At 69.6% G+C, this 12,863-nt stretch carries 10 protein-coding genes and 1 pseudogene; 6 read left to right on the top strand and 5 right to left on the bottom strand.

The window, feature by feature from the left end; genetic code table 11:
* Positions 1-46: 46 nt before the first annotated feature.
* Together ACFT7S_RS03805 and ACFT7S_RS03800 are read left to right on the top strand one after the other, a co-directional pair.
* Positions 47-688, top strand: coding sequence for a hypothetical protein (locus tag ACFT7S_RS03805; RefSeq protein ID WP_382726499.1), 642 nt, complete (start codon positions 47-49; stop codon positions 686-688).
* A 110-nt stretch (positions 689-798) separates the two neighbouring features.
* Positions 799-1,024: pseudogene (locus ACFT7S_RS03800) on the top strand (DUF397 domain-containing protein).
* 56 nt (positions 1,025-1,080) lie between these two features.
* Here ACFT7S_RS03800 and ACFT7S_RS03795 read toward each other — a convergent pair.
* On the bottom strand, positions 1,081-1,494 hold the full coding sequence (locus ACFT7S_RS03795) for a hypothetical protein (RefSeq protein WP_382726497.1): 414 nt from the start codon (positions 1,492-1,494) through the stop codon (positions 1,081-1,083).
* The gene (locus ACFT7S_RS03790) at positions 1,494-1,760 is read right to left on the bottom strand and encodes a hypothetical protein (RefSeq protein WP_382726494.1); all 267 of its coding nucleotides are present in this window, start codon (positions 1,758-1,760) and stop codon (positions 1,494-1,496) included. The genes ACFT7S_RS03795 and ACFT7S_RS03790 overlap by 1 nt, the downstream gene beginning before the upstream one ends.
* 452 nt (positions 1,761-2,212) lie before the next feature.
* Between ACFT7S_RS03790 and ACFT7S_RS03785 the strand changes: the two genes are divergently transcribed.
* The gene (locus ACFT7S_RS03785) at positions 2,213-3,529 is read left to right on the top strand and encodes a hypothetical protein (RefSeq protein WP_382726491.1); all 1,317 of its coding nucleotides are present in this window, start codon (positions 2,213-2,215) and stop codon (positions 3,527-3,529) included.
* A 173-nt stretch (positions 3,530-3,702) separates the two neighbouring features.
* A complete protein-coding gene (locus ACFT7S_RS03780) occupies positions 3,703-5,688 on the top strand; it encodes an Ig-like domain repeat protein (RefSeq protein WP_382726817.1) in 1,986 nt (661 codons plus the stop codon).
* Here ACFT7S_RS03780 and ACFT7S_RS03775 read toward each other — a convergent pair.
* Positions 5,678-7,141 (bottom strand): helix-turn-helix domain-containing protein, encoded by a 1,464-nt coding sequence (locus ACFT7S_RS03775; protein ID WP_382726814.1) that lies wholly within the window; start codon positions 7,139-7,141, stop codon positions 5,678-5,680. The two genes, ACFT7S_RS03780 and ACFT7S_RS03775, sit on opposite strands and share 11 nt — an antisense overlap.
* Positions 7,142-7,516: 375 nt before the next feature.
* Between ACFT7S_RS03775 and dnaN the strand changes: the two genes are divergently transcribed.
* Complete coding sequence (gene dnaN / locus ACFT7S_RS03770; RefSeq protein ID WP_382726489.1) at positions 7,517-8,632, top strand: DNA polymerase III subunit beta; 1,116 nt, start codon at positions 7,517-7,519, stop codon at positions 8,630-8,632.
* A gap of 86 nt (positions 8,633-8,718) precedes the next feature.
* On the opposite strand, the gene ACFT7S_RS03765 is transcribed toward dnaN, so the two are convergent.
* Entirely contained in the window at positions 8,719-9,612 is an 894-nt protein-coding gene (locus ACFT7S_RS03765; protein WP_382726486.1) for a glycoside hydrolase family 19 protein, read from the bottom strand.
* Between the two features lie 263 nt (positions 9,613-9,875).
* On the opposite strand from ACFT7S_RS03765, the gene ACFT7S_RS03760 reads away from it, so the two are divergent.
* Positions 9,876-11,405, top strand: a complete 1,530-nt coding sequence (locus ACFT7S_RS03760) for a substrate-binding domain-containing protein (RefSeq protein ID WP_382726812.1) — start codon at positions 9,876-9,878, stop codon at positions 11,403-11,405.
* Positions 11,406-11,483: 78 nt separating this feature from the next.
* On the opposite strand, the gene ACFT7S_RS03755 is transcribed toward ACFT7S_RS03760, so the two are convergent.
* Positions 11,484-12,767: an adenylosuccinate synthase gene (locus ACFT7S_RS03755; protein WP_382726483.1), complete on the bottom strand. Its 1,284-nt coding sequence runs from the start codon at positions 12,765-12,767 to the stop codon at positions 11,484-11,486.
* Positions 12,768-12,863 lie beyond the last annotated feature (96 nt).

Raw genomic sequence — 12,863 nt, 5'->3', positions numbered from 1 at the left:
AGCATGACGTCCCCCGTCATGCTGCCGTCGTCGTCGGGTGAAGGTCGTGGAGGTCGTGCACCACATGTGGACTGTCCTGGGGATACTCTTCGCCGTCGCGCCCGTCGTCGTCTGGATGACGATCGCCCGCACCCGCCCCATCGGCTTCGCGATCGGCGGCGCGCTGCTCGCCGGAGGGGGCGTGCTGATCAGCGTCCAGCAGGGCTGGATCGACGCACCCCGGCCCGACGCCCATCTCGTGTACACGGCCCTCGCGCCCCTGCTCATCGCCTGCGGCGCAGGGCTGGAAGGCCGGCACGAGAGCTCCCCTCCCCCGGAATGGATCCCCCGCCGCAACGGAGCCATCGGCTTCCTGGGGACGCAGTTCGCCCTCACGCTCGTCGTCGGCCTCCTGTACGCGCTGATGATCACCGAAGGCTCGGACGCCCCGTCCGCCAGGGCCGTACCCCCGCTACCGCCCGGCATCACCGTGGTCGACGAAGGCACCAACTGCGGTTCCGGCGGCTGCTGGCGCGTCGTGACGGTCACCAGCGAGGACGGCCTGTCCCGCCCGGAGATCATCCGCAAACTGGACCTCCAGCAGGAGACCTGCCGCCCCAGCGGCTGGCTGCTCGACTGGCGCGATGTGTGCGTCGGAGCCAGGGACAACGGCAAGAACGTCGCCATCTACGCAGGCTGGGGCTACTGAGCCCCCGCCCCGTCACCCCAGCAGCAGAAACGCCGCGTTGAGCAGGATCAGCGTGTGCACGAAGCGCCCCGGACACGTCGGCGGATACCGCCACGCCAGCGGCCAACACCCTGCGCTGGTTCAAGTCCAGCTACAGCAGCGACAGCGGCGGGAACTGCATCGAAGTCGCCTTCGACTGGCACAAGTCCTCGTACAGCAGCGATAGCGGCGGCGAGTGCATCGAGGTAGCCACCTGCCCCCCACGCCGTCCACGTCCGGGACTCCAAGGTCCCCGGAGGCCCCGCCTTCGAGGTCGCCCCCGACGCCTGGTCGATGTTCCTCACCTGGGCGGGCTGAGCGCGTGCGGAGCCGGGCACGTATGCCCGGCCCCGCGTTCCTGCCCTCGTACCGGGCTAGTCCTCGATACGGATGGCCCGTACGCCCGTGCCCTTGTACCGGGACGGGCTCCTCGTCAGGACGGGACGGCCCCTCGGCCACTCGATCGACGGCCGGGCGAGGTGCAGCGCGTGCGCGCCGCTCCAGTCGCCGCGCGCCTCACCTCGCAGCTGCTTTCCGACGGCTGCCGCGCCGGCGAAGTCCAGTTCCGTGATGTCCAGGGACGGCAGCGCGCCCAAGTGCTCTGCCACGCCCGCACGTTCGCTCTCGGCGACGGCGAGACACAGAGCCGGGATGTAGATCCGCAGCGCCTGATCCTTCTCCGCCTCGACGACGAACCGGGACGTCATCCGGTTGCCCGCTCCGAGAGCGAGCGCGGCGGAGTCGTCGAAGATGATCGCGCGCGGGAGTGGGTACTGCTCCTCCGCCATTACTGGACCTCTCCGATGCGCCCGGCCAGGACGTCGGCCCAGAGCTTGTCTCCGGCCTTCTCGTCCTCGTCCGTGTAAGGCCTGCCGAGGAAGTGCTCCTCGACGTACGCCTTCGTCTCCTCGCGCTGCCTGGCCAGCTCCTCCTTCGTCGGAGTCGCACCGGCCAGCTCGGTGAGCAGATCGCGCATGGTGATGCCACGGTCCCGGGCAAGCTCTTGAAGGCGGTCACGTACGGCGGGGTCGACCTTGATCGTGGTGTCAGCCATGCGGTCAGTATACCTGCGGTATACCACCTCAGGGCGTACGAGTGTGACGGTCACGGCGCTCCGTTTCTCCATGGGCGGGCTCGACTGTGGTGACGCTAGCGCCACACACAGCCACTCGCGCATTAGCCAGTGGCATAGTCCAGATACGTTCGAGGCATCACGTCCCGCGCACCAAAGCGCCCCTGACCTGCCCTTTCATCCGGACGACGGCCCACTGCGCCGAACCACCGGCCGCCCCGCACCCGTACGACAGTTCATCCATTGGAGTGACGACGGCATCCTCATTGCGGTGCCGCGCTCCCGCGTGGCTGAATGCCCCCAACATCGTTTCTGCAGGGTGGGGGCAACACACATGACCGCACGTACGTCTCGTCGCAGACGCGTGGCCGTACTGGCCGCAATGACCGTCGCCGCCGCGACGCTGTCCGGGGGGGACAGCGCTCGCCGCGCCGATGCCGGTGCCGCAGGACATCAACGGGGACGGTTACGCCGACCTCGTCGTCCCGGCGCCCCGCGCCACCGTGAACGGCCACTACGACGCCGGCGCCGTGGTCGTGCTCTACGGGTCCGTCACCGGAGTTTCGGCGGGCAAGAAGGCCGTGATCACTCAGAGTTCGCCCGGAGTGCCGGGGGCGGCCGAGCCCGGGGATCACTTCGGTTCGTCCAGTGCGCTCGCGGACCTGGACAAGGACGGGTACGCGGACCTGGTGGTCGGCTCCATCTACGAGACCATCGGTACCGCGAAGGGGGCAGGCTCGGCGACGGTCCTGTGGGGCAGCAGGAGCGGCCTGGTGTCCGGGGCTGTGCTGCCGACGCGGGTGGAGACCGGCGGGTACGTGGGCAAGGACGTGGCCGCGTGGTCCGGTCCGGACGGAGCACAGGTGCTGGTCGTCAACGAAAACACGACTACGGAGCTGAGGGGTCCGATCAGCCGGACCGGCGTGGTCGGTTCGTCCACGCTGCACGACGAGACCGGCTGGATGCGGTCCGCGTCACTCGGAGACCTGAACGGGGACAAGGCCGCCGACCGCGTGCTCGTCACCGGCCGCATGGGCGGGCACAGCGGCGGGCTCGTGTTCGTGAACTCCACCGACCATCCCTATGCGCCCCTCAAAGTCATGGGCGAGGGGCTCACCTCGGCCATCGGTGACGTCAACGGGGACGGTTACGGGGACCTGGTGGCCGGCGACCCCGACGAGCCGGACGAGGAAGGTCCCATCGGTCACATCGGTGGCGCCGTCCACGTGTGGTTCGGTTCCGCGACAGGTGTGGCGTACGACAAGGCGCCCATGACCATCCACCAGGACACCTCCGGCGTACCCGGCGGGGGCGAGCGCTACGACACGTTCGGGGCGTCCGTGGCCGTCGCAGACCTGAACAAGGACGGCGTGGGCGACATCGTGATCGGCGCGCCCGGTGAGGATGTCGGCACCAAGTCGGCCGCCGGGGCCGTGACCGTCGTGCCCGGCCGCCGTACGGGCCAGTTGGGCACCGGGGCGTACGGCTTCACGCAGAACACCGCCGGGGTGCCGGGCGGAGCAGAGGCCGCCGACCAGTTCGGATCGACCGTGACCGCCGGGGACCTCAACCGCGACGGCAGGCCCGAAATCGCCGTAGGGGCGGCCTGGGAGGACGACCGAGGTGGCGTGTGGGTGCTGCCGGGCAGTACGACCCTGCCCGTGTACACGTCGTCGGTGGCCTTCGGGACCGCCCACCTGGGGCTTCCCACGACCCTCGGAACACTCCTGGGCGGCGACCTCCAGCAGTGACGGGGCGGCTGACGGGGCGACGGGGTACCACCCCGTCCCTCGTCAGCCACATACGTCAGCCGCATATTCCGCGCTGACTGTCGGTGCCATGCCATACCCTGCGATCCGGGCCGCACCCCTCTCTCATCTCCGGGTGCCACGCGGCCCCTCTTACCGTGGGGGTAACAGACACTTTGCGTACGCGCAGAATTTCGACCGCGACAGCGCTCGCGGTCCTCTTCAGTTCAGTAGTTCTCGTCGGTGGCGCCGCCAATCCGGCCGCCGCCGACAGCAGTGCGATCCTGCCGATCATGGCGGCGGGGGACATCGTCGTGGACGGCGTCCACCAGAGGATCTTCATCAGCGATCCGTACAGCGGCAAGCTCGTCGCCACCGACTACGCGGGCCGGGTCCAGGCCACACTGACCGGACTGCCGGGCGTGAACGGGCTTGCTCTTTCCGCCGATTCGGGGCAGTTGTACGCGGCTGTGCCGGGTGACGACTCCATCGTCTCGTTCGAGACGCAGACGGTCACGCAGACCGCCCGCTACGCGACCGGCGAGGGAACCGATCCGGAGCACCTCGCCCTCGCGGGCGGCAAGGTCTGGTTCGGATACGGCTTCGAGGAGAAGGGCAACCTCGGCTCGCTGGACCTGTCCGGTCCCGAGCCCGTGGTGGCGCTCGGCCAGGACGACGCGAGCGGCTGGCGTGGGGCCCCGAAGCTCGCCGCCACGGCGGGTGCGCCGAACACCCTGGCCGCCGGGGACGAGACCACGTCCTCGGGCCTGCTCGGTGTCTTCGACGTCGCCACCGGCACGGCCACCCGTACCGCCTTCACGGACGACTCGTACGGCAGCACCAAGGACCTCGCGTTCACCCCGGACGGCAGTCGCCTCGTCACGGCGAACGTGGCCGACCGTCACTTCGTCCGGCAGACCACGGACCTCGCGGAGGTGGGGACCTACCCCACCGAGCACTACGCGAACGGCGTCGCCATCGCGGCCGACGGGACGGTCGCGGCGGGAAGCGACTCCTCGTACGACCCGGACGTCCATGTCTTCAAGCCCGGCGCCTCGACCCCGGTCAGGCAGTACGACTTCCCCAACACCGGGGACAGCAGCGGCTCGGACCTCCTGGCCGTGGGCGGCCTTGCCTGGGAGCCGGGTGGCAGCCGGCTCTTCGCCGTGTCCGGCAACAGCCGGAGCGAGTTCTCCCTCCGCGTCCTGACCGAGCCCACCAAGTCGGCCACCACCGTCACGGTGAACGCCCCGACGACGGCGACCCGCGCCCAGCGGCTCACCGTCACCGGCAAGGTCGCGTCGAACACGCCGTTCCCGGCCGGTGCGCGGATCGCGGTGACCCGCGTCGACATGGAGTCGCCGAAGGGCACCGCGCCGAGCTCGGTGGCCCTGAACGCGAACGGCACCTTCTCGTTCACCAACTCCCCGCCCTCCGGCGGCAAGGTGACCTACAAGGTGGCGTACGCCGGTGACGCCACGCACTCCGCGTCCTCCGGATACGACTCCGTCACCGTGTCCCGGGCCAAGCCCAGCCTGACGCTGAACCGGAACAAGTCGGTCTACTCGTACGGCAAGGACGTCTCGTTCACGGCACACCTCGGTACGACGTACAAGAACCGCGTGGTCGAGCTGTGGGTGGACCCGTTCGGTGCCGACAAGCCCAAGAAGCTGGTCCGCAAGGGCACGGTCAACTCCAACGGCAATCTGTCGGTCGTCGTCGACATGAAGCGGGACACGGCCGTCACCGCCGTGTTCCGGGGTGACTCGCGCTACGCGCCGAGGTCCGTGAAGTCGACGGCGTACGCCCGGGTGAAGGTGTCGACCTCCGTCACCAAGGAGTACAAGAACGCGAAGATCGGCACGCGGTCGTACGCGTACTTCCACAAGACGACCAACCCGGTCTTCAACACGACCATGAGCTACTACCAGGGCCGCTCTCACAAGCTGTCCCTGGAGCTCTACTACCAGGGCACCTGGTACGACGTGGGCTGGGACTACTTCAAGCTCTCCACCAGCGGCCGGACCTCGATCACGCTCAACGGCCCCCACGAGACCGGCTACAAGATGCGCGTGCGTGCCTCGTACGTGAACGGGTCGTCGGGCGACAGCGTGAACAGCACCACGCACGGCAGCTGGAAGTACTTCATCTTCACGAGGTAGTGAGATCCGCGGCCCGGAACGCCAGCCACAGGTCGTAGCGGGCGCTCGGGGTTCTGAGCAGTGAGCGCTGGAGTACCGCTTCGAGCCGGGTGAGCCGCTTGCGGGCACCCGGCACGGAGATGCCCAGCTCCTCCGCCGTAGAACCGAGGCGGCCCTCGCACGCGAGCCAGGTGCGCAGGGTCGCCTCTGCCGTGTCACCGGCCGGGGCCAGCGCCCGTACCTGCTCGGCCGCCCAGGCCTGGAGGGCGGGACCGGCCAGCAGCCCGTCGAGGTCCGTGACGGAGCCCGGTTCCGGGGTGCCGGGGCGCGTGGTGCGGGGCCGGGCGGGTGTCGCGCGTACGCGAAGGGCGAGGTCGAGTGCGGCCTGGTCCGCGAGGCGGTCCAGGTCCAGGCCGAGCAGCTCGCCGATCAGCCGCAGCCGGGCGGTCAGCGTGTTGCGGTGGATCTTGAGGTGCTGGGTGGCGCCGGACGAGAAGGCCAGCCAGGAGCCGAGGGTCGCAGCGAGTTCCTGGCTGCCGGGGTCCTGGGAACGTCTCGGTCGGTACGCCAGCAGGGGGCCGAGCAGGGTGTTCGCCCACTGCGCGCCCGCGCTGCCGACGACCAGGGCAGGTTCCGGCGAGAGGCCGAAGCAGGAATGCCGGCTGGGGAGTCCGCGGGCCACGGCGAGTGCGTGGAACGCCTGCCGGTAGCCGGTCGCCGTGTCGGAGAGCGGGATCACCTCGCTGATTCCGACGACGCAGTCGTCCACGAGCGCGGCGATGGCCAGATCGAGAGGGGTGCCGGCCGCCTTCTCCCCCGCGGGCATCACGAGGATCAGATGGCGTGCGTAGACAGGGCAGCGCACGATCCACGACCGGTCGCCGGAGACGTCTCTGCAGACCCTCGCCACCTCGTCGCGGCTTCCGCCCGAACACTCGACCACGCACACCTGAACCGGATCGGGGAGCCTCGGCCGCAGCGCGCCGGCCACCTGGTGCGCGATGGACAGCTGACCGGTCATCAGGAGGTGCAGGACGGCTTCCCGGCCCCGGGACTCGGCGAGGTCGACGCGGCGGCGCTTGCGTTCGACGGTCTCGGACTCCCAGCACAGCGTCAGGGGCATCATCACGTCGGCCAGCAGCGTGGAGAGCCCGGCGGGCGGTGGGCGGGGTGCGAGGACGGCGAGCACGGGGACGGATGTGCCCGCGGGGCCGTCGAGGGGGAACAGCAGCCCGGTGTACGTGTCCTTGTCGAAGGAGTACGCGCTGACGCCCCGGCCCTTCAGTACGACGACGCCCTCGGCCGCCAGCGCGGCGGCCTCCTGGAGCACTTCAGGGAGCACCCCCGGCTGCGGCGCGGCGGCGGCGTGGAGCACCGTGCCCTCGGAGTCGAGCAGACCGGCCCAGCCGTCGGCGCGCAGGGCGAGCCACCGCAGCAGCTCCGCCGTTCCGCCGACGCGGGCCAGGCGGTGCATCCGCAGTACGTCCTCGGCCCGTTCCGGCCCGTGCACGCGATCTCCCGTTCGACCGGCCTCCGCCGGCTTGTTCGGCCGGCTTGCTCCGCTGAAATCGGAGCGAAGCGTACCGGTTTGACTGTGCGAACTGATACCCCCGAAGTCCCACGGAGTGCGAAGTGAAGCTCCCCGTCTACTGCCCGGCCCCCTAGAGTCCGAACGTGTCCCGGCCTTCGGGGGAAGCCGGGCATGAAGGGAAACCGGGGGAGCAGTCGATGGCAGCGGCCCACGGGGGTGGTCGCTGTCGTCGGCTCTCGCCCGGCGGGCAGCAGGGGGGACTGTCAGTGGCGTCCCCTAGCGTCGGCACTCCGGTGACCGATGAGGAGAAGCCCCGCCATGGAGTTCCGCATTGAACGTGGTGAGTTGACCGACGCCGTCGCCTGGGCGGCCCGGGTGCTGCCCACACGGTCGCCCGTGCCCGTCCTGGGCGGGCTGCTGCTCGCGGCGGAGGGTGGCCGACTGCGTATCTCCGGGCTCGACTTCGAGGCATCGGCCTGTATCGACGTGGAGGCCGAGACGCTGCGGCCCGGCCGGGTGCTGGTGATGGGGCGCAGACTGCTGGACATCTGCAAGGTGCTGCCCGAGGGCGCCGTGGAGTGTGCGGTGGAGGGCTCACGCTTTGCCGTCACGGGGGACGGCGCCCGCTTCGGCCTCTCGGTGCTGCCGCTCGACGACTATCCGGCACTGCCCACACTCCCGGAGGTCCGTGGGGCGGTGGACGCGGCCGAGTTCGCGGCGGCGGTCGCCCATGTGACGGTGGCCGCGGGGCGGGACGACACCCTGCCCACGCTCACCGGCATCCGGCTCGGCCTCGACGGAACGACGATGACGCTGGCGGCCACCGACCGGTACCGCTTCGCGGTGCGCACCCTGCCCTGGAAGGCGGCGGCGCCCGACGTCACCGCCGATGTGGTGGTGTCGGCGCGCAGACTGACCGAGATCGCCCGCTCACTGGGCCGCTCGGGGCTCGTCAGCGTCGCGCTGGACTCCGGTTCGGCCGGCTTCGAGCATGCGGGGATGCGGACGACGGTGCGGCTGCTGGACGGACGGCTGCCGCGCCACGACAAGCTGTTCGCGATGGCGGACCCGGCGCTCGCGGTGACGGACCGGGCGGGTCTTGTGGAGGCCGTCAAGCGGGTCTCGGTGGTGGCCGACGGCGACAGTCCGATCCAGCTGACCTTCTCGGCCGCGGACGGCTCGGTGCTGCTCCAGGCGGGATACGAGGACGATGTGGCCGCGCAGCGGCTGCCGGCCACGCTGGAGGGCGCCGACGGGATGACGGTCGCGTTCAACCCCTCGTATCTGATGGACGCGCTGACCTCCTTCGAGGAGCCGGTGGTCCGGCTGCACCTGCTGGGCCCGGGGCAGCGCGCGATGATCACGGGCGATCCGGTCCCCGCGCGGACCACGCACCAGCATCTGCTGATGTCCGTGAAGCCGCCGCTGGTGTAGGGCCTGTCCGGGCACTCCGGGCACCGCAACGGGGGGCACACCCGGCCGCAGCCGTGCGCACCCCCCGTCCGGGTGGGGGCCCTCTGTCAGCAGCTCAGGTTCGAGCCGGGGGTGGTGCCCAGGATCTGGGTGAAGGCCCGGTACTTGTCGATGCGGCTCTGGACCTGCGCGGGGTTGCCGCCGTTGCACTCCAGGCTGCCGTTGATGGAGCGGATCGTCTCGCCGAATCCGGCGCCGTTGACCATGGCGTTGTGGGCCGTCATGGTGCCGGGGCCGTTCTGGGTGTTCCAGTACCAGAGGCCGGTCTTCCAGGCCACGGAGGCGTTCTGCTCCACCAGGTACGGGTTGCGGAGGAGGTCGATTCCGAGTGCGTCACCGGCCGCCTTGTAGTTGAAGTTCCAGCTGAGCTGGATCGGACCGCGGCCGTAGTAGGCGGCCTGGCCGGCCGGGCAGCCGTAGGGCTGGCTGCTGTCGCAGTAGTGGGGGTAGTTGGCCTGGTTCTGCTCGACGATGTGCACCAGACCGCCGGTCTCATGGCTGACGTTGGCGAGGAACGCCGCCGCCTCCTGACGCTTGACCGTGTCGCTGCCGGTGGTGGCGAAGGCCGGGTAGGCGCTCAGGGCCGCGGTCAGTCCGCTGTAGGTGTAGAACGAATTCCGGCTCGGGAACATCTGGTTGAACTGCGCCTCGCTGACGACGAAGCCCGAAGGACTGGGCTCGCCCGGGTCCGTACCGCCGCCGGAACCGCAGGTGCCGCTGTCGGCCCAGACCTGGGCTGTGCCCGGGGTCTCGTTCTGGGTCCACCACTTCGCGGACCAGTTGTGCCCGTTGTAGGAGGCGGTGCCGCCTCCGGTGTAGACGGACGAGGCGTTCCAGGCCGGGGCGCAGGTGGCCGCCGCGGCCGTGGTGGCGGGGAGGATGACGATCGTCGCGACGACCGCGCCCAGCGCGGTCAGCAGACTCAGGACGCGTCTGATCAAGGTGATCACTCCTTCGGCGCGGCGCAAGGGGCTGCCCGTACGCCGCAATGGGGGGTGACCGTCACTCAAGCCGAATGGTCTGTACCTGTCAAGGTCTAGACCAGGGTTGGCGGAGCGGGCGAACAACGGGCGAACTTCAGTCGACGGGACCTCTGCGCACCCTCCAACCCCCTTGCGCCGCACGTACGGTGACGCGAACTGATGGCCGCGACAGGCGCACGCCCGTGCGCGTCGGGGAGTGCTCGGGGGAGTGCGAGGAAGCCGTGGAGTGGTTCAGCGCCGAGAACGTCGTGGCCGTGCTCACCGCCGTACTGGGTGTCCTGGCGTCCGTCGGGGTGCTCTGGTACGAGCGCCGGGTACCCCGCCGCAAACGCATCGGCTACCGAGTCCAGATGGACACCCCGATCGGCAGGGACGTCAGTCACGGGCGGGCCAATGTGCGGCTCGGGCTCTTCAACGAGACGCCGGACATGGCCGATGCCACGCTCGTCCTGCTGCGGGTGGAGAACGACGGCTCGCAGTCCATCGGGGACAGCGACTACACGGGTCGTGAACTGCACGGTCTGACCGTCGAGTTCACCGACCGCACGGTCCGGGGGATAGCGGTCACGCAGTCGCCGAACGCCGACCATCTGATGGAGCACTTCACCCCGGCGGGCGGGATGCGGCACAGCGGGCCCCTGATCCGGCTGCCCCGGGTCCCGCTCAACCGCAACGAGCACTTCAAGCTGCTCGTCCTGCTCACCGGTGGGAACGTGGGCAGCCCCATCACGATCACCGGCGGCATCCGGGACGGCGTGGTGGCCCCGAACAAGGCCGCCCGCCCCGACGAGAAGCCGCCGCTGTTCGGCCGGGCCGCCCGGCTGATCACCGTGGCCCTGACCGTCTGCGTCGTCACGCTCGCCTCGATCATCCTCGTACGGGACGACAGCCGGCCGCCGATCGGCTGCGCCACGGGCGAGCTGACGGTCACCGGTTCCACCGCCTTCGCCCCCGTCGTACGGGAACTGGCGGACAAGTACGAGAAGGAGTGCGAGGGCTCCACCATCCAGGTGGACGCGCACGGCTCCACCGCCGGCATACGGCGGCTCGCCGACCAGGGCGCCAAGGAGGCCAAGTACGGCTCCCCCGCGCTGGTCGCCCTCTCCGACGGCCCGAAGACGGGCGGCTACCCGCAGCTGCGCGAGAACCGCATCGCGGTCTCGCTCTTCTCCCTCGTCGTCAACGACCGGGTGCCGGTGCGCGACCTCTCGCTGGAGGACATCCGGAAGATCTACCAGGGCGACATCCGTAACTGGAAGGTCCTCGGCGGCCCCGACCTGAAGGTCCTGCTGGTCAGCAGGGACGCCAACTCCGGCACCCGCGAGGTCTTCCAGCGGCGCGTACTCGGCCGCAACGAGCCCGCCCAGTCCTCCCACGACTGCGCCACCAAGGACGACCCGCATGCCGTGGTCACCCGCTGCGAACTCGACAGCACCGAACAGGTGCTGTCCACCGTGGCCAAGCTCCCCGGAGCCATCGGCTACAGCGAGCTGCGCGCCGGAACCGAACTGAAGGGGCTGCACCAGCTCGCGATCGACGGCGCCACCCCGTCCGTCGACACGATCGGCAGCAGCGCCTACCCGTACCGCGAGATCGAATACGCCTACAGCTACGGCCAGCCGCCCGCGGACTCGCTGGCGTCCAGCTTCCTCGGCTACCTCAGCCGCGGCAGCGGCCAGGACGTCATCAGGACCCACGGCCATCTGCCGTGCGCGACCCCCAAGGGCCTGCGGATCTGCGGCGCGGACTGAGGCGTTACGGGACGCGGTACGCGGGAGGGCCGGGACGCACGTGACGTCCCGGCCCTCCCGCTCTTCGGCTTTCCCGCTCTAGAGGAAAGAGTTGATCTCGATGGTCTCGGTGCGGCCGGGGCCGACACCGATCGCCGAGATCGGAGCGCCCGACATCTCTTCGAGCGCCTTCACGTAGTCCTGCGCGTTCTTCGGCAGGTCGTCGAAGGTCTTCGCCTTCGTGATGTCCTCGGACCAGCCCGGCAGCATCTCGTAGATCGGCTTCGCGTGGTGGAAGTCGGTCTGGCTGTACGGGAGCTCCTCGACGCGCTTGCCGTCGATCTCGTACGCGACACACACCGGGATCTGCTCCCAGCCGGTCAGCACGTCCAGCTTCGTGAGGAAGAAGTCGGTGAGACCGTTGACCCGGGTCGCGTACCGCGCGATCGGGGCGTCGAACCAGCCGCAGCGACGGTCGCGGCCGGTGGTGACACCGCGCTCGCCACCGATGCGGCGCAGCGCCTCGCCGTCCTCGTCGAGCAGCTCCGTCGGGAACGGACCGGCACCGACACGCGTGGTGTACGCCTTGAGGATGCCGATGACCCGGCTGATCTTCGTCGGGCCCACGCCGGAACCGGTGCAGGCGCCGCCCGCGGTCGGGTTCGACGAGGTGACGAAGGGGTACGTGCCGTGGTCGACGTCGAGCAGGGTCCCCTGGCCACCCTCGAAGAGGACGACCTTGCCCTCGTCGATGGCGTCGTTCAGGATCAGCACCGTGTCGGCGACGTACGGCTTGAGCCGGTCCGCGTAGGTGAGCAGCTCTTCGACGATCTTGCCGGATTCGATCGCGCGCCGGTTGTAGAGCTTGGCGAGGAGCTGGTTCTTGAATTCGAGGGCCGCTTCGACCTTCTGGACGAGGATCGACTCGTCGTAGAGGTCCTGGACCCGGATACCGACGCGGTTGATCTTGTCCGCGTATGTCGGTCCGATACCGCGACCGGTGGTACCGATCTTGCGGGAGCCGAGGAAGCGTTCCGTCACCTTGTCGACCGTGACGTTGTACGGAGTGATCAAATGAGCGTTACCGCTGATCAGAAGCTTGGACGTGTCGACGCCTCGCTCGTTCAGACCGTTCAGCTCGGAGAACAGCACCGCCGGGTCGACCACGACTCCGTTACCGATGACCGGGGTACACCCCGGCGACAGGATTCCGGAGGGAAGGAGATGCAGTGCGTACTTCTGGTCGCCCACGACGACCGTGTGGCCGGCATTGTTGCCGCCCTGATAGCGCACGACATAGTCCACGGATCCACCGAGGAGGTCGGTGGCCTTCCCCTTGCCCTCGTCACCCCACTGAGCACCGAGCAGCACAAGTGCGGGCACAGGCGTACACCCCTTCCGGGCGGGGCATGTCCAAGGTCAGGGGGCGTACGTAAAGGTGTACCTGCCGCACGACGATGTGCGGCAAAGCCTGAGCCG

The organism is Streptomyces sp. NPDC057136 (assembly GCF_042670885.1).
In the GTDB taxonomy this organism is placed as follows: domain Bacteria; phylum Actinomycetota; class Actinomycetes; order Streptomycetales; family Streptomycetaceae; genus Streptomyces.
This window is presented reverse-complemented; position numbering and strand designations above follow the sequence as displayed.